The following is a 14949-nucleotide window of genomic DNA, read 5'->3' as shown; positions in this document are numbered from 1 at the left end:
CATGCTGGAAGCACTGGACGAATAACAGCTCACGCCCTATCCGCCGGGAATCCCGGTGGCCGTGCCGGGGGAGGTGCTCGACGACGGCGTGGTCGAGTACCTGCGCACCGGCGTCGACGGCGGTATGAACGTGCCCGATGCCGCCGATCCGTCCCTGCGCACGATCCGGGTCGTCGCACGCGACTGATCACCGGACTCGGCGCAGCCGAAAAGAACTGCGCGGCAAGGGATCTCGCCGTCACGTGCGGTGTTCTCACGATATGGTGCGCCGTCGGTGGCTGGTATCGCAGAGCGGATAGTTCTTCGACCGGCGGCACAGGCACAGCGCTACCTGGAACCGGTCGCACCGAAGCGTGCGGCCGTCGGTGGTAACCACCTCGACGGGGCCTTCGACCAGTGCGGGTCCATCGGCGGTGTAGGTGACACGCCGGAATTCACCATCGGATGCGGTCACCGCGAATCACCACCAGGTCTTCGTGTCGTTGGTCGCGCGCGATACGGCCGTGGGCCGCGAGCCAGTCCGCGCGCCTGCGCATCACCGGCCCGAACGGCACGGTGTCGCGCGCGACGACCGCCGCCTTGAGCCCGCGCGAGCGCAGATCCTCGAGCGTGTGTTCCACGCCGCTGAGCGCCGAATGCACGATCAGCGCGACCCCGCGCGGACGCAGCAGGTGCGGTAGCAGCGCGCAGAGCCGATCCAGGACGGCGCGCCCGTCGTGGCCGCCGTCCCAGGCCAGGCCGCGCCCGCCGACCGCGCCGTCGGGCGCGGGGACATAGGGCGGATTGGCGGTCACGACGTCGAAACTGGTGTGCCGCAGTACATCGGCGAAATCGCCGCGGTGTACGCGGGCGGCGACTCCGGCGCGCGCGCAGTTCATGCGCGCCGACAGCGCCGCGCGGCGCGATAGATCCACCGCCGTCACCCGGGCCAATCCGATCTCGGCCAGCGCCAGCGCCAGCGCACCGGTTCCGGTGAACAGATCCGCTCCCACGCCGCCGGGCCGCAGGCCCGCGTCCCGCAGCGCCCGCGCCAGCAGCCAGGTGTCGGCCTGCGGCCGGTACACACCCGGTAGCCGGATCAGCCGTCGGACTTCCTCACCGCTGTTCATCGACCACCTCGATCGGGTGACGCAACGAGGTTCGACCGTCGCGCCACGCGCTGAGCACGTGGTCGGCGAAACGGTCCTCGAGCAGATTGGTCACCTGGATGCCGAAGACGACATCGGCCCGCAGATCCGGTTCCCGGGCGAGCAGGTCGCCGATCACGTCGCGGCGCATGACCTGTTCGTGCACGGCATCGGCCTCGACGTGCTCGCGATAGAACCGTACGCAGGCCGCGTCGGCGTCGAGCCGCTCGAGTGCGTCGACCATCCGCGCCGCCCCCGGCGGCGAGGTGATCTCCACACTCGCGAAATGTCCGATGGAGGCCGCGCGGTGGGCGCGGTGCAATCCGAACAGCGACATCATGTTGACCAGAGCGAGCATCGGCGCGGGCACCTCGTCGAGGTAGCGCAGGTAACCGGTGTCCAGACCCGCGCCCGCCAGCAGATCGGCGTAGAGCCGGGCGTGCACCCGTTCGCCGCGTCCACCGCCGAATTCGTCGAATTCGACCGCCACCAGCGACGCCTTGGCCTGTCCGCTCACCCGCGGGACCACCCAGATATACGGATCGGCCTCCTTGTGGTGGTAGATCGAGCGATGCGCGAAATACTCGCGCATCTGCGGCCACCCGCCCTCGTCGCGCAGATGGGCGCTCGGCCCGTCCGGTTCGACGGGAGTCCGCAGCAGCGCGTCGAGTTCGGCGTCGAGATCGTCGCCGCCGGGCACCGAGGCGCGCAGCGCCTCGAGATAGGTCTTCTCCAGGGCGGCCCGCAGTGTGAGCAGCGCGGGGTCCCACTCCCAGTCGATATCGACTCCAGCCCAGCCTCGGTAGTGCAGTTCGTAGCACATGTGCAGAGCCAGATGCAGGTCCTCCCCGAACGGGTCCGCCGCGGGCCCGACCGGAACGGCGGAACCGGGGTCGGTGCCGAGCACTTCGCGCAGCGACGCCGACAGCTCTCCCCTTGGGGCGGGAAGTGCCGGTATCGACGTCGAAACGACGGTCGTCATGTGATGTCCTCCGAACTCGCACTCGATAGTGACGGCGTGGATCCGCAGCTCTGCGGATCCACGCGGTCACCTCGGCGGTCTACCCGGCATGATCGTTGTCAACCACCCGTCGGTCGGCGGAGATGCTGTATACCCCGGATTTCGGCGATCACACGCGGGCGGCGTCGGCCGTATCGGGCGGCCGGAATCGCGGCCGTGTCCACCGCCACCGGTCCGCGAGCACCGGTCGCGCCGAGCTAACCGAACCGGCCGTCCGGCCCGCATTGTGACGGATTCGGTTCGTACCGCGAAAACGCACCTCACGAGTGTCGCGATCCCGCATTGGTCATGATCGGCCGCTTGACACGGCGAATGTCGAGCGATGCGATGGAGGTAGGAATCCGGCACACGGTGTGCCGGATCGGCGACGACACCGCCCGTGGGTCGGGTGGGAATGGAGTTGTTCTCGCGGGAAGCCGAGGAGGAAGCGAACTCGACATGCAGAACATGACCTTCGACAGCGAGGACCTCGGCGCTACCGAGGATTTCCTCAACCGCGCCTACACCCCGATGAGCATCGGCAACGACGGCTCCGCGCAGGCGAGGGCGCACATCCGCCGCGACATGCTCGGTCCGGTCAGCCTGGACCGGCTCGATCTCGGCTTCGACATGAGCTACGACGCGGACCCGCTCGACAAGGTATGTCTGTGCGCGGTGCAGCGCGGCAACATCGAGGAGAAGTACCGCGATACCGGCTGGGACGTCTTCACCCCCGGCCAGGTCGGGCTGCTGACGCCGCCGGACCTGCCCTTCAGCGGAGTGTGCCGCGCACCTCGCTACACGATCACCATGTTCGATCCGGCGCTGCTCGACCGCGTCGGAGGCGCGGACGCGGGCGGTCCGGTGCGATTCCGCGGTCACCGCCCGGTGTCGGTCGCGGCCGAACACCGGCTCGCCGGGGTGATCGAACACCTCCAGCACATCGCCGCCGGACCGGTGTCACCACTGGTCGCCGGAACCGCCGCCGACTATCTCGCCGCGACCGTGCTGGAGACCATGCCGACCACGGCGGTGGTCGAGGACACCGCGCAGGATCGGCGCGACGCGCATCCTGAAACCGTGCGGCGGGCCATCGCCTATATCGAATCCCATCTGCGCGAGGATGTTTCGGTCACCGATATCGCCGGGGCCGCGTTCGTCACCGTTCGCGCACTGCAATTGGCGTTTCGCCGCCACCTCGACTGCACGCCGGTGCAGTATCTGCGGCGGCTGCGATTGGCCGCGGCCCACGAGGACCTGCTCGCCGCCGACTCCGTCGACGGTCGCACGATCGCGTCGATCGCCCTGGACTGGGGCTTCAATCATCCGGGCCGTTTCGCCATCGCCTACCGCCGCGTCTATGGCCGAGCGCCCGCGCAGGCGCTGCACGCCTGAGCGGGGACGGTCCCGGCCGCCGAATTCAGCCCCGGGAGCGTTCCGTCGCGTCGGTGATCGAATCGCGGGTGGCCTCGCGCACCGCGAGCCAGCGGCGCAATTCGGCATACCGCGCCGAACGGTCGCCGCCCCGGTCGGTCACCAATTCCGCGAGAAGTTCCCGAATTCGCTCGTTCTGCAAGGTGTGCAGCGCGACCACCGTTCGCGTGTGCCGCTGTGCGAAGTCGTCCGCCGCCGCGCGGCTCACCGGTTCGAGCTGTGTCATGAACATCCCCAGGGTCGTGGACTCGACGTGCACCCGGCAGCCGCCGAACCGCGAACCGAGTCGAATATCGCTGTCGCGACGGCGATACCCGCCCGGTGACGATCGAATCCGGGGTAGGCGGCCGGTCGTGGCCGAGCTGATTGACGCTTCGACCCCGGGGGTAGGAGAGCATCGCGCGATTCGACGCCGAGAGCGTGCCGCGAGTCGCACGAGCACACAGACTTCACGGCCGAGGAGGACAGAGACGATGAAAGCCGTTGTGTACCGGGGACCGCACGAGGTGTCGGTCGAGGACGTCGCGGACGCCCGGATCGAACGTCCGACCGATGCGCTGGTGCGGGTCACCTCGACCAATATCTGCGGGTCGGACCTGCACATGTACGAAGGGCGCACCGACGTCGAGCAGGGCACGGTGCTCGGGCACGAGAACCTCGGCGAGATCGTGGAGATCGGGAACGGCGTGGACCGTATCCAGGTCGGCGACCGAGTCTGCCTGCCGTTCAATGTCGCGTGCGGTTTCTGCCGGAACTGCGAGAACGGGCTGACCGGTCACTGCCTGACCGCCAATCCTGGCGCGGCGGGCGCAGCGTACGGATACGCCGACATGGGCCCGTACGCGGGCGGCCAAGCGGAATATCTGCGGGTGCCGTGGGCGGACTTCAACTGTCTGCGCCTGCCCGATGACGCTCGCGAGAAGGAACTCGATTACGTCATGCTCTCCGACATCTGGCCCACCGGCTGGCACGCCACCGAGCTGGCGGGCGTGCGAGCGGGCGAGACCGTCGCGATCTACGGTGCCGGTCCGGTCGGACTGATGGCCGCCTATTCCGCGCAGATCAAGGGCGCGAGCCGGGTCATGCTGGTGGACCGCCGACCCGACCGGCTGCGTCTGGCCGAACAGATCGGCGCGATTGCCATCGATGACACCGAAGGCTCGCCGGTCGAGCAGATACTCGAACACACCCGCGGCGAAGGAGCCGACCGCGGCTGCGAATGCGTCGGCTATCAGGCCCACGACCCGGCCGGTCACGAACAGCCGGAACTGACGACGAACAATCTCATCGCCTCGGTCCGGCCGACCGGCGGACTTGGGGTGGTGGGTGTCTTCGTCCCGCAGGATCCGCAGGCGCCGGACGATCTGGCCAAGGACGGGGAACTCGCCATCGACTGGGGACAACTGTGGTTCAAGGGCCAACGTCTCGGCACCGGCCAGGCGCCCGTCAAACGCTACAACCGCCGATTGCGGGATCTGATCCACACCGGTAAGGCGTCCCCGTCGTTCCTCGTCTCCCACGAACTGCGCCTCGAGGAGGCGCCACGGGCCTACGAGCATTTCGACGCACGCGCGGACGGCTGGACCAAGGTCGTGCTGCACCCCACGGCGTGATCTCCGCCACGGACGAATCCGCCGTATCCGTGTCGCAACCCCCGCGGCCCGGCGACTCGGGCCGTCATGCTGGGGGCGTGTAGTTCTCGTCGTCGTTGTGCGGGGGATTACCGGTGGTCACGTCGAGGTCGCGGCCGGTGCCCTTGAAACGGCGGTACAGCACGACGGCGGCGACCAGGACGACCAATCCGATGATGATGAGTAACTCCATACCTGTGCGCTACCCGCCGGCCTCGCGCTCTAACTCCGACCGGCTTGCCCGTTGCCGACCCGCGAGGCCGACCGGGAATGGAGCGAAGGACGAAGGCGCGGGAATTCTTCCCACGGAAGGCGAATGACAAGCCCATCCGGCAACGATTCGGTTACATGTTCCGTTTTCAGCTATCAATTGCGCAACGGAGTGATCGCGCTACGATACCGACATCGATCCGCACTCGTAATGCGACCGTCCGGTATTGCGACTTGCCGTTACCCGCAATACCGTCGGAGGTCACTCGACGTCGATAGCGACAATGCATGGTGGTCGCCGCCGACGGGAGCGCCCGGGGAGATGAGCGCTCTGCGGTAAATGTCTGGAGGACCTGCGCATGAGTCAGTATCCATCGGCGTCGCGGCGTCCGGCAGAACACGAACAGCGTCGGCGCGTGTGCATGCGCGACTACTGGGCGGTGCCTGCCGACGTATTGCTCATCGAGGACGACCCCGCGACCGCGGAAATGATCGGCATCGTACTGTCGGCGAACGGTACGCGCCCGCACTGGATAAGTTCCGGCAAGCAGGCGGTCGAGGAACTCGCGCGCGTGCGCGCCCGCCTGGTACTGCTGGACCTGGTACTCCCCGACGTCGACGGCGTCGCGGTGTGCCGGGCGATCCGCGCGGTGACGGCCATCCCCATCGTCGTCGTCTCCGCCACCCGCGACCCCGAACTGATCGAGGCCGCCATGGAGGCGGGCGCCGACGACTACATCCCCAAACCCTTCACCATCCGGCAGTTGCTGGCCCGAGTGGACACCTACCTGCCCACTTCGTCGGCCCCGCTGCCCCTTGCCACCACCCGGCCGCTCCCCGAATCCCACGCCCCGCTCCGCCCCGCCACCCCGCGCGCGGCGGTCACCCTCGTCGAGGGTCACGAGGTCTGACCGGCCGCGCGGGATTCGAGTCCCGGTGGCGGAAGCGGCCGAGCGGCACGGTTATTCGATGATTCCCGGCTGATGATCGGACAGCTGGCCGCCGCTCGCTGTGCGCCTCGGCGGTAGAACTCCGAGCGCGACCATGCCGACACCGAGACCGAAGTGCAGCCAATTGTCCGCGGTGTCGACCGGTACGAAATTCGCGTCGCTCGTCTGGTCGACGGTGAGTCCGTGCGGCGGGAGCGGCGCGGTCATCGGCCAGTGACCCGTGACTCACCGGCGATTCCACCGAGCCTGATTCGTACCGCGATACCGGGGTAGGCGACCGGTGTCAGTGTTACCGACATCAGGAGGTAGGCATGCCCGAGCACACCGGTGGTGTCCGTGAAGGCGTGGAAGGCGTCGTCGAGGACGCCAAAGGCAAGGTCAAGCAGGCCGCGGGCGCGGTGACCGGTCACGAGGACCTCGAGCGGGAGGGCCGCGCCCAGCAGGACAAGGCCGAATCACAGCGCGAGGCCGCGGAGAAGGAAGCCGCTGCCGAGAAGGCGCGCGCGAAGGCCGACGCGAACGAAACACGCCAGTCGGCGCATCAGAATCGCTGATCGCGTCCAGTGGGCCGGGCGGTTGTGCCGCCCGGCCCATTCGTGTCCGAGCCGCGGGACCGATCCCGACTCCGGGACGGAACCCGGTACAGCGTTCGCACCGACCGGGGCGAAACGGATTCTCCTCGCGCCGTGGCGATTACATGTTTGGTGTGCCGTCGACGGGGTAGTGACGCCGCGAGTATCTGTTCGTCGGCGATCACGGGAGTACATCATGAAATCCGTCGTCCTCCGCTTGGATCTCGTGGCATCCTCGGCCGTGGGTGCCCGGACATGACGCGCGGGCCGGTCACGCGCGCTCGGCGCCGGGTGACGAATACGCTCACGGTGACCCTGCGTGTCCCGGGATATCGTGACTTCGCGTTCGCCGCCACGGCATTGCGCGTGCCCGTCGACGACGGTGAGCTGCTCATCGAGCCCGGGGGCGGTGATTTCCGTGCCGACCTCGATATCGGCCCGTTGACCGTGCACGCGGGCTCGCGCGACTGGCTCGCCGCCGTGCACGGCGGTCATTTGCGTGTCAGGAACGATGTCATCGATATCGACGCGGTCGCGATCGAATTCGCCGATCGGATCGACGTGCGGCGGGCCCGCGCCGCCCAGGGCGATGCCGCCGAGCGTCTTCGCGAGGACCGGGGGGACGACGACGCTCTGTCGGCGCTGCGCCGCGCGAATCTGCGTCTCGCGGTGGCCGCTCGTGTCCGCCCCGTGGCCGGTCGCTGATGGTGCAGTGGATCGGGACCTCCGGCTGGCAGTACCGGGATTGGCGCGGCGTGCTGTATCCGCCCGAACTTCCGCAACGGTCCTGGCTGGAGGAGTACGCGCGCGGGTTCTCGACGGTCGAGGTGAACAATTCCTTCTACCGGCTGCCCGACCGCGCGACCTTCGCCGCGTGGCGCGACCGCACACCCGAGGGATTTCGTATCGCGGTCAAGGCGAGCCGTTTCCTCACCCACGTCAAACGATTGCGCGACCCCGACGAACCGGTGCGGCGACTGATGGACCGCGCGCTCGGCCTCCGTGACAAGTTGGGCCCGGTCCTGCTGCAACTTCCGCCGACTCTGCGTGCCGAGCCCACCCTCCTCGACGAGTGCCTGCGCGTGTTTCCGCCCACGGCACGGGTGGCGGTGGAACCACGCCACGAATCGTGGTGGACGCCGGGCGTGCGCGCGGTACTCGACGCCCACGGCGCCGCGCTGTGCTGGGCCGACGCCGAGTCCAGGCCGGTGAGTCCGCTGTGGCGGACGGCGAATTGGGGTTATCTGCGCCTGCACGCCGGATGCGCGCGCCCACGGCCCCGCTACGAGCCGCGCGTTCTGCGCGAATGGGTGACGCGTCTGCGTGACACGTGGTCCGACGACGAGGACGTCTTCGTGTACTTCAACAACGACCCGGGCGGGGCGGCGGTCTACGATGCCGTGAACTTCGCCCGCTTCGCCGCGTCGGCGGGTGCGGTGGTGGGCCGCACCCCGAAGATCGGCGTTCCCCGGCTGCGAGATCCGGTGCGTGCCGAGGAGGGCTGAGTCAGGACCCGGGCGGCCGGTGCGCCGTCGTCTCGTCACCGACGCGTTCGTGTGCCGTCAGCAACATGTGATCGAACTCGATCTGGACGCCCGGCGGCGCGGGCGCGACGGTTTCCAGATCGGCGAGGATGCGAATGGCCAGATCCCGCAGTTTGGTGTTCGTCTCCTGGGATCGCCATTGCAGGACCCGGAAAGCCTGATCGGCATTGATGCGGTACATCCGCATCAGCACACCCTTGGCCTGTTCGATCTCGGCCCGCGCGCGCATCAGTTCCGGCACCGTGTCGTCGAGCGTCTCGCGGGCGGTGTCCGCGAGGGTGGCGGTCAGATCGATGTAGTAGCCCGCGGTGCCGACCACGTCGCCGGACTCGTCCAAGGCGCGATCCGCGACGACGAGCACGTGATGGATCCGACCCGCGGTGTCGATGATGCGATGTCTGCTGGAGAACGACTGAGCGGTGTTTCGCGCGTAGTCGAGTGCGTGTTCGACCTCGGCCCGATCGTCAGGATGCTTGTGCCGCAGCAGCAATTCGGTCGTCGGCGTCGTCGTGCCCGGCTCGTATCCGTGCATGAGCGCCACCTCGTCCGACCACTCCCATGACTGGTCGGCGAACCAGAATCGGAATGTGCCGACCAGCGGCCCGTCGGCCGAGACCGGGGCTTCGGCCGAATGCGCGCCACGTGGACCGGACTTATCCAGCACGGGTTAGATTGTCACGCGGTGACGGCGAGTTGGCAATCGGGACCGCGACGCGGCCGACGGCGACCGCGGGCGACCGGAATCCGGCATTACCGCGCCGGGACCGACTCGAACACCCCCGGCAAACGTGTTTGGTCTCCGACGATCGGGGTACGGTCCGAGCACCTTCGTTCCCGCCTCATCCGCAGGTCGAGAGGAGCACCGGATGATCGCGCAGTCACCGTGTGGACCGGTGGGTGACCGACCGTGACGGGCGGCGCGCCGACCGTCGGCGTGGAAGAGGAGTTCTTGCTCGCCGACCCACGCACCGGCGCTCCCGCACCGCGCAACTGCCTCGTGGCCGAGGCGGCGGGGCGGGCGGGCGTCGACCTGCAATTGGAGCTGACGAGTTGCCAGGTCGAGACGAGCACCGGGGTTCATTCCGAGATCGGTGACCTGTACGCGGAACTGCGCGCACTGCGCCGGACCGTCGCGGGCTGCGCGGCCGACAACGGCGCGCGTCTGCTGGCCGTCGCGGTGCCGCCGACCGTGCCCGAGGAATATCCGGTCACCGACACGCCGCGATACCAGCGCATCGCCCGCACCTTCGGGATGCTCGCGCACGAACAGGGATTGTGTGGATGCCATGTGCACGTCGGCATTCCCGATCGCGAGACCGCCATCCTCGTCGGCAACCACATCCGGCCCTGGCTGCCGACCTTCTTGGCACTGACCGCGAATTCGTCGGTATACCGAGGTGTCGAGACCGGGTACGCGAGTTGGCGCAACATTCTGTGGCGGCGATGGCCGAGCGCCGGTCCGCCGCCGTACTTCGGCTCCGTCGCCGACTACGAATCGATCGTGGCCATGATGCGCGCGAGCGGGAGCATCCTGGACAACAAGATGATCTATTGGGACGTCCGGCCCTCGGAATCCTTTCCCACCGTGGAGATTCGGGTCAGCGACATACCGGCCACCACCGCGGAGACCGCGGTGCTGGCCGCTCTGGTCAGGGCCACGGTGGCCGCAGGCACGCGTGCCCTCGACCGCGGCGTCGCCGGGCCGCCGATCCCCGCCGAAGTCCTGCGCGCCGCGTACTGGAACGCCGCGCACTCGGGCCTGGACGGCGACGGACTGCATCCGGTGCGCGGCCGCGTCGTCCCTCACCGCGAGTTGTTGGCGGAACTGCTCGAAGTGCTCGGACCCGTACTGCGGGAATTCGGTGATCACGATTTCGTGACCGAGGAGGTCGCCGCGCTGGGTGAACGCGGCAACGGCGCGCGGCGGCAGCTCCGGGCGCTGCGCTCCCGCGGTGACGTCGGCGATGTGGTAGCCGAAATCACGCGCGCGACCTTGGAGAATTGCTGAATTCGGCGGAGGTATTTTTTCGGTTTCGGTATCGACTCGGCATAAATATTCGTCTTGTGCACCGGCTCGACTTGCGCTCGGTGCAAGCTGGAAGTGCGGTCCAACGATCGAGTAGTGAGACCAAGCTGTTGACGTCGGGCGACTGGGGCCGTGGGAGGTTCGTCATGAACTATCCGTCTTCCACGCGGACGGTATCCGATATCGCGGACAGGCGGCGTCGCGGAACGGATCCATACGAAAACCTCGAACCGCTCCTGCGTGAATTCTCCGAATTGCCGTACGGAACCAGCCGGTGGCGGGCTCTGCGGGACCAGATCGTGCGGCGGTGCCTGCCGTTGGCCGACCATATCGCCCGCCGGTTCACCGGCAGGGGGGAGAACTACGAGGACCTGAACCAGGTCGCGGGCTTGGGACTGGTCTTGGCGGTCGACCGCTTCGATCCGCGGCGCGGCGATTCCTTCCTCGCGTTCGCGGTGCCGACGATCATGGGCGAGGTGCGACGGCATTTCCGTGACCACACCTGGGCGGTGCGGGTGCCGCGACGGATCAAGGAAATCCAGTCGATGCTTGGGCCTGCGATCGAATCGTTGGCCCAATCGTGGGGACGAATGCCGACCGCGATCGAGATCGCGGTCGAATTGGATCTCGACCTTTCCGAGGTCACCCAGGCGTTGATGGCGGGCAATGCGTATCGAGCGGATTCCTTGGACCCCCGTATCGAGGACGACGACACCGCCTCCGCCGCGCCGTTCGCCGAAACCTACGGCGCGGAGGATTCGGAATACGAGTTGACGGTGCAGACGATGGTCGCCTCGCCATTGCTGGCGCAATTGCCGGACCAGGATCGCCGGGTGCTGTATCTGCGTTTCTTCCGCGATCTTTCACAGGCCCAGATCGCCGAGCGACTCGGTGTGTCGCAGATGCACATCTCGCGCATGCTGGCCCGTATTCTCGGCGACCTGCGCGCCGCCGTGAGCGACAACGACGGGTGAACCCGCGCGGGCGCACGTCGCTCGTGGTGGCGACGTGCCCGGTGCGTCCGCGGCGTGGTCGGCGACCGAATCGCGACACGCCGCGACAAGGCTTCGAGATCGATGATGCCGGTCGGAACAATGTTCGCGGGCGACAATCGTGGGCGATGTTTCAGCGACTGCCGGGGATAGGTCCGGCCCGGCGCCTGAGTTGCCGGGTCGAACTGGCGTGGCCGGGCAGCCACGGCCTCTGGTGGAATCCGTATCTGGAAGGCACTCATCTCCAAATCGCCGCGGCCCTGGACGAATTGGCGACCCGGGTGTCGATCGACCCGCTCACCCGCGTCATCGCCCGCGTCGACCCGGCCGCCTCGGTGCGCTGCAATCTCGAAATAGGCACCGACGCACGGATTCTCACCCACCATCTGCCCGCGGTCGGCCTCGCCCAACTCCCCGACCTGCTCCGCGGCCATGCCGCCACCATCCGGGAATGCCCGCCCGTCTAGGCCGAGGCCGGAGTCGTACCGATTCCAGGACGCAGGGATGCGGATAGGGGCGCAGGTCCGGTCACGGCTCGGCCGGCCGTCGGTGACGACCGCGCGTCGGGCGCGGAGCCGATCCCACGGGTCATCGTCCCGGGTGCCGAGCGTCTCGATGGGCGCGCTCGGGTCAGACCGACAGGGCACGCCCATCGGCCGGGACGAACTGTTCGACGTGCACGCGGTGGTCGGAGATGCCTCTGTCGGACAATCCCTTTCGCACGGTACGGAGGAAATCGGTCGGTCCGCAGACGTAGATGTCCGCGTCGTCGGGCAGCGTCAGGTCCTCGGGCGCGAATCGGCCGTGGCCCGCGCCGTCGGCGGACTCGGCGTACCACAGCTCGACCGTGCTCGCGCGGAGCCGCGCGGTGAGTTCGAGAAGTCTGGTGCGCAGCGGATGGGTGCTCGGGGACCGGTCGGCGTGCACCACGAGCACGCGGCGGTTCGGCGCGTGCTCGAGGACGTGTTCGAGTATGCCGATCATCGGAGCGACCCCGATTCCGGCGGATATCAGGACCAGCGGGGTGGTGGCCGCGGGGTCGACGGTGACGTCGCCGAACGGCAGGGAGATCCGCAGCCGATCGCCTTCGGCGACGGTGTCGTGCAGCCGGTTGGACACCTCGCCCGCGGGCCTGCCCCCCTCGGCGCGAATCCGCTTCACCGCGAAGGACAGCCGTCGTCCGTCCGATGGACCGATCAAACTGTACTGCTTGCGCTGGCGCGCGCCGTCGGCCAGTTCCACCGCCACCGAGATGTATTGACCGGCCGCGAAGTGCGGCAGCGGTCCGATCGAATCCGCGGCTTCGACAGTGAAGACCGCGACATCGGGAACGTCCTCGACCCGGGAGACGACGACGGCCTCGCGGAAGACCTCGCCGGGCTCGACACCGGCCCGTTCGTAGAGTCGGCGCTCGAGTGCGATGAGTGCGTCGGCCATTATCCAGTACACCCGGTCCCATGCCTCGGCCACCGGCGTCGTCACCACGTCCGCACCGAGTACCGCCACGATCGCGGCGAACAACTCGTCGTGGACGATCCGGTACTGGCCCGCGGTGATGCCGAGCGACGCGTGTTTGTGGCCGATGCGGGACAGTGCCGCCGCGGGCGACGGCGCCGTGGGATCGACCAGATGGACGGCGAAACGCGCGATGGCGGTGGCCAGGGCTCGCTGCTGGGCACCGTCGGCTTGGTTGCCGCGGTTGAACAGGTCGCGGATCAGCGCGGGATGATGGTCGAACAGCGTCCGGTAGAACACCGTGGTGATTTCATCGATACTCCCGCTGACCAGGGGGAGCGTGGCGCGCACGATATCGGCGTGGTGCCCCTCCAATGCGAACTTCTCGTCCGAGGGCAGAGACATCGTTGCTTCCTTCACTTGGTCCGGCCGCGCGGTGGCGGCCGTCGAGAGATCGTTGATCCGCACGGGGAGAACAGGATTCGTGTGCGCCGAGCCGACGCGTCGGGTCGCCGTTCGCCCGCCGTACGTTCGTCGCTCGAACGCGGGTCTATCGGCTTCGGCCGCTAGGATCGGAATCATCAATAACTTATCACTTCCGCGGTGACTGATTGCGCCGATTCGCCGACCTGTGGGAACCCGGCCTTCGTGCGATGCGCACCGGCCAACTCGGCGTCATATGTTGTTCCGGGTTGGGAGAACTCACAACCGTATGGCGTGTCGACCGCTCGGGCGCGGCGGGTCGCCTTTGGGTGGATTCGGATGTGCCCGGAGTGCCCACACATCAGAGAATCAGTAATCACTTACTGGATTTCGCGCCTTCCGTGCGGTGATCATCCGATCCGACGTGCGGAAGGCGCGTGTTCGCCGCCGCGACGCTCAGACCAGCGGTTTACCCAGTGCGCGACGGCGTCGCATGTCCTCGAGGTAATCCTCGAACGGATACAGCCGCCACCGGTCGGGGAGCAGCGCGCAGACCATGCCGATGGCGCGCATCGTGACCTCGAAGGCCCGCTGCCTGCGCGGTCCCCACGGCAGACCGAGTTGGTCGCGGAAGTGCTGTGGCAGGAACCCGGTGGAGAAGAAGCGGTTCACGGGCCGCAGGGTGACGCGTTGCAGGCGTCCGTACGGGCCGAGGCCGATGACCTGATCGAGCAGATATGCCTTGACCTCGTCGTCGAGGGAGAGTTCCGACATCATGGCGGCCCAGTACTCGGCGAACGCGGCCCGGTCGGCGGGCCACATCGACTCCGGCACCTGCAAGGTGGTGCCGAATCGCGCGGACTCGCGGTACAACCGGTCGGCGAAGTCCTCGTCCGGCGGACCGAACAGCAAGGCGAGCGAATCGGCCGCGCCCCGATAGAGGCAGGCGGCGACCCATAGTTGCAGCTTCGGATCGAAGGCGTTGTACTTCACCGGACTGGCGGCGGTCGAGCGCACGTGCCGATGCGAGGTGTTGGTGGCCTCGCGGAATGCCGCGCGATCCTCGTCGGTGCCGAGCATCGCCACCGCCAGGTAGGTCAGGGTGGTTTTGCCTCGTTTGCGTGGACGCAGCGTGTACCTGCCGCTGTCGACGGTGCTCTCGACGACGCCGCGTCCGACCGGGGCCAGGCTCAACTGCATGACCACATTTGCGGGGCCGCCGAGAAGTGCGGCCGGACCCGCGAGATAGCGGCGGCGGACGGCGGGATCGTCGTCCACGGAATCGTGCTGGGGAACGGGTCGGGCCTGCGGGGTCATGTCGCACTCCATGAATGGATGAGATGATTACCAACTTAGTCTCTCAATCCTGGGTGTCGCAGGCAACAGCGGCGGACGCGGCGGGTTGCGACGTGTGGCCCGGTGCGGTGGTCGCCCACACCGGGGCGACTCGAAGGCTACGGACCGCAGGCGGGTCTCAGGAAATTCTTATGGGTCGCATATTGTACGAGCCGAATATCGGTACTCGCCGAGGACCGATATTCGCCCGGTCAGTGGCCGATTTCAGGCGGGCTCGGCGTTCGCGCGC

General features: G+C 67.9%; 17 protein-coding genes and 2 pseudogenes. 10 read left to right on the top strand and 9 right to left on the bottom strand.

All coding sequences use genetic code 11. The annotated features are described in order from the left end of the window. Window positions 1–25 precede the first annotated feature (25 nt). A pseudogene (locus APZ21_RS32835) lies at window positions 26–187 on the top strand (Orn/Lys/Arg family decarboxylase); the annotation flags it as partial. Between the two features lie 66 nt (window positions 188–253). On the opposite strand, the gene APZ21_RS36285 reads toward APZ21_RS32835, so the two are convergent. The 3 genes from APZ21_RS36285 to APZ21_RS08500 are packed head-to-tail and all read right to left on the bottom strand — an operon-like array spanning window position 254 to window position 2109. Beyond that, a complete protein-coding gene (locus tag APZ21_RS36285) occupies window positions 254–454 on the bottom strand; it encodes a CDGSH iron-sulfur domain-containing protein (RefSeq protein WP_054812682.1) in 201 nt (66 codons plus the stop codon). Further along, window positions 435–1109, bottom strand: coding sequence for a HemK2/MTQ2 family protein methyltransferase (locus APZ21_RS08505; RefSeq protein ID WP_054812681.1), 675 nt, complete (start codon window positions 1107–1109; stop codon window positions 435–437). The genes APZ21_RS36285 and APZ21_RS08505 overlap by 20 nt, the downstream gene beginning before the upstream one ends. Continuing rightward, window positions 1096–2109 (bottom strand): iron-containing redox enzyme family protein, encoded by a 1014-nt coding sequence (locus APZ21_RS08500; RefSeq protein WP_054812680.1) that lies wholly within the window; start codon window positions 2107–2109, stop codon window positions 1096–1098. The genes APZ21_RS08505 and APZ21_RS08500 overlap by 14 nt, the downstream gene beginning before the upstream one ends. Before the next feature lie 477 nt (window positions 2110–2586). Between APZ21_RS08500 and APZ21_RS08495 the strand changes: the two genes are divergently transcribed. Further along, complete coding sequence (locus APZ21_RS08495) at window positions 2587–3522, top strand: helix-turn-helix transcriptional regulator (RefSeq protein ID WP_054812679.1); 936 nt, start codon at window positions 2587–2589, stop codon at window positions 3520–3522. Between the two features lie 25 nt (window positions 3523–3547). Here the strand turns inward: APZ21_RS08495 and APZ21_RS08490 are convergent, their stop codons facing one another. After that, entirely contained in the window at window positions 3548–3787 is a 240-nt protein-coding gene (locus tag APZ21_RS08490; protein ID WP_156370876.1) for a hypothetical protein, read from the bottom strand. A 247-nt stretch (window positions 3788–4034) separates the two neighbouring features. On the opposite strand from APZ21_RS08490, the gene APZ21_RS08485 reads away from it, so the two are divergent. Further along, the gene (locus APZ21_RS08485) at window positions 4035–5174 is read left to right on the top strand and encodes a glutathione-independent formaldehyde dehydrogenase (RefSeq protein ID WP_054812677.1); all 1140 of its coding nucleotides are present in this window, start codon (window positions 4035–4037) and stop codon (window positions 5172–5174) included. A gap of 64 nt (window positions 5175–5238) precedes the next feature. Here APZ21_RS08485 and APZ21_RS33850 read toward each other — a convergent pair whose 3' ends face one another. After that, window positions 5239–5385, bottom strand: coding sequence for a hypothetical protein (locus APZ21_RS33850; protein WP_156370874.1), 147 nt, complete (start codon window positions 5383–5385; stop codon window positions 5239–5241). A 376-nt stretch (window positions 5386–5761) separates the two neighbouring features. Between APZ21_RS33850 and APZ21_RS08480 the strand changes: the two genes are divergently transcribed. Then, window positions 5762–6313, top strand: coding sequence for a response regulator (locus tag APZ21_RS08480; RefSeq protein ID WP_082392937.1), 552 nt, complete (start codon window positions 5762–5764; stop codon window positions 6311–6313). Window positions 6314–6364: 51 nt separating this feature from the next. Here the strand turns inward: APZ21_RS08480 and APZ21_RS08475 are convergent. Continuing rightward, a pseudogene (locus APZ21_RS08475) lies at window positions 6365–6538 on the bottom strand (DUF4383 domain-containing protein); the annotation flags it as partial. A gap of 125 nt (window positions 6539–6663) precedes the next feature. Here APZ21_RS08475 and mbp1 point away from each other — a divergent pair. The 3 genes from mbp1 to APZ21_RS08460 all read left to right on the top strand — a co-directional run bounded on the left by mbp1 (window position 6664) and on the right by APZ21_RS08460 (window position 8429). Further along, on the top strand, window positions 6664–6906 hold the full coding sequence (mbp1, locus tag APZ21_RS08470; RefSeq protein ID WP_054812674.1) for a microaggregate-binding protein 1: 243 nt from the start codon (window positions 6664–6666) through the stop codon (window positions 6904–6906). A 327-nt stretch (window positions 6907–7233) separates the two neighbouring features. Beyond that, window positions 7234–7629 carry a F0F1 ATP synthase subunit epsilon gene (locus APZ21_RS08465; protein ID WP_162240322.1) on the top strand — a complete coding sequence of 132 codons (396 nt, stop codon included), beginning with the start codon at window positions 7234–7236 and terminating at the stop codon, window positions 7627–7629. Then, window positions 7629–8429 (top strand): DUF72 domain-containing protein, encoded by an 801-nt coding sequence (locus APZ21_RS08460; protein ID WP_054812672.1) that lies wholly within the window; start codon window positions 7629–7631, stop codon window positions 8427–8429. The genes APZ21_RS08465 and APZ21_RS08460 overlap by 1 nt, the downstream gene beginning before the upstream one ends. 1 nt (window position 8430) lies before the next feature. On the opposite strand, the gene APZ21_RS08455 is transcribed toward APZ21_RS08460, so the two are convergent. Further along, complete coding sequence (locus APZ21_RS08455; protein ID WP_054812760.1) at window positions 8431–9129, bottom strand: PAS and ANTAR domain-containing protein; 699 nt, start codon at window positions 9127–9129, stop codon at window positions 8431–8433. Window positions 9130–9375: 246 nt separating this feature from the next. Here APZ21_RS08455 and APZ21_RS08450 point away from each other — a divergent pair, with 246 nt between their 5' ends. From APZ21_RS08450 to APZ21_RS08440, 3 genes are all read left to right on the top strand, one after another. Continuing rightward, window positions 9376–10476 (top strand): glutamate--cysteine ligase 2, encoded by a 1101-nt coding sequence (locus APZ21_RS08450; RefSeq protein ID WP_054812671.1) that lies wholly within the window; start codon window positions 9376–9378, stop codon window positions 10474–10476. 164 nt (window positions 10477–10640) lie between these two features. After that, entirely contained in the window at window positions 10641–11468 is an 828-nt protein-coding gene (locus tag APZ21_RS08445; RefSeq protein WP_082392936.1) for a SigB/SigF/SigG family RNA polymerase sigma factor, read from the top strand. 146 nt (window positions 11469–11614) lie between these two features. Continuing rightward, entirely contained in the window at window positions 11615–11953 is a 339-nt protein-coding gene (locus tag APZ21_RS08440) for a hypothetical protein (RefSeq protein ID WP_156370870.1), read from the top strand. A 163-nt stretch (window positions 11954–12116) separates the two neighbouring features. Here the strand turns inward: APZ21_RS08440 and APZ21_RS08435 are convergent, their stop codons facing one another. Beyond that, entirely contained in the window at window positions 12117–13346 is a 1230-nt protein-coding gene (locus APZ21_RS08435) for an FAD-binding oxidoreductase (RefSeq protein WP_054812758.1), read from the bottom strand. Between the two features lie 474 nt (window positions 13347–13820). Continuing rightward, window positions 13821–14681, bottom strand: a complete 861-nt coding sequence (locus APZ21_RS08430) for an oxygenase MpaB family protein (protein WP_054812757.1) — start codon at window positions 14679–14681, stop codon at window positions 13821–13823. Window positions 14682–14949: the final 268 nt, after the last annotated feature.

This window comes from Nocardia arizonensis (assembly GCF_001310275.1).
Classification (GTDB): Bacteria; Actinomycetota; Actinomycetes; order Mycobacteriales; family Mycobacteriaceae; genus Nocardia; species Nocardia arizonensis.
Note: the sequence above shows the minus strand (reverse complement) of the source record. Positions and strands in the feature narration are given on the sequence as shown.

What these genes read in the sequence shown, in the direction of transcription:
- APZ21_RS08505 (WP_054812681.1), bottom strand. Translation starts at nt 1,109, where the DNA reads ATGAACAGCGGTGAGGAAGTCCGACGGCTGATCCGGCTACCGGGTGTG.
- APZ21_RS08500 (WP_054812680.1), bottom strand. Translation starts at nt 2,109, where the DNA reads ATGACGACCGTCGTTTCGACGTCGATACCGGCACTTCCCGCCCCAAGG.
- APZ21_RS08495 (WP_054812679.1), top strand. Translation starts at nt 2,587, where the DNA reads ATGCAGAACATGACCTTCGACAGCGAGGACCTCGGCGCTACCGAGGAT.
- APZ21_RS08490 (WP_156370876.1), bottom strand. Translation starts at nt 3,787, where the DNA reads ATGACACAGCTCGAACCGGTGAGCCGCGCGGCGGCGGACGACTTCGCA.
- APZ21_RS08485 (WP_054812677.1), top strand. Translation starts at nt 4,035, where the DNA reads ATGAAAGCCGTTGTGTACCGGGGACCGCACGAGGTGTCGGTCGAGGAC.
- APZ21_RS33850 (WP_156370874.1), bottom strand. Translation starts at nt 5,385, where the DNA reads ATGGAGTTACTCATCATCATCGGATTGGTCGTCCTGGTCGCCGCCGTC.
- APZ21_RS08480 (WP_082392937.1), top strand. Translation starts at nt 5,762, where the DNA reads ATGAGTCAGTATCCATCGGCGTCGCGGCGTCCGGCAGAACACGAACAG.
- mbp1 (WP_054812674.1), top strand. Translation starts at nt 6,664, where the DNA reads ATGCCCGAGCACACCGGTGGTGTCCGTGAAGGCGTGGAAGGCGTCGTC.
- APZ21_RS08460 (WP_054812672.1), top strand. Translation starts at nt 7,629, where the DNA reads ATGGTGCAGTGGATCGGGACCTCCGGCTGGCAGTACCGGGATTGGCGC.
- APZ21_RS08445 (WP_082392936.1), top strand. Translation starts at nt 10,641, where the DNA reads ATGAACTATCCGTCTTCCACGCGGACGGTATCCGATATCGCGGACAGG.
- APZ21_RS08440 (WP_156370870.1), top strand. Translation starts at nt 11,615, where the DNA reads ATGTTTCAGCGACTGCCGGGGATAGGTCCGGCCCGGCGCCTGAGTTGC.
- APZ21_RS08435 (WP_054812758.1), bottom strand. Translation starts at nt 13,346, where the DNA reads ATGTCTCTGCCCTCGGACGAGAAGTTCGCATTGGAGGGGCACCACGCC.
- APZ21_RS08430 (WP_054812757.1), bottom strand. Translation starts at nt 14,681, where the DNA reads ATGACCCCGCAGGCCCGACCCGTTCCCCAGCACGATTCCGTGGACGAC.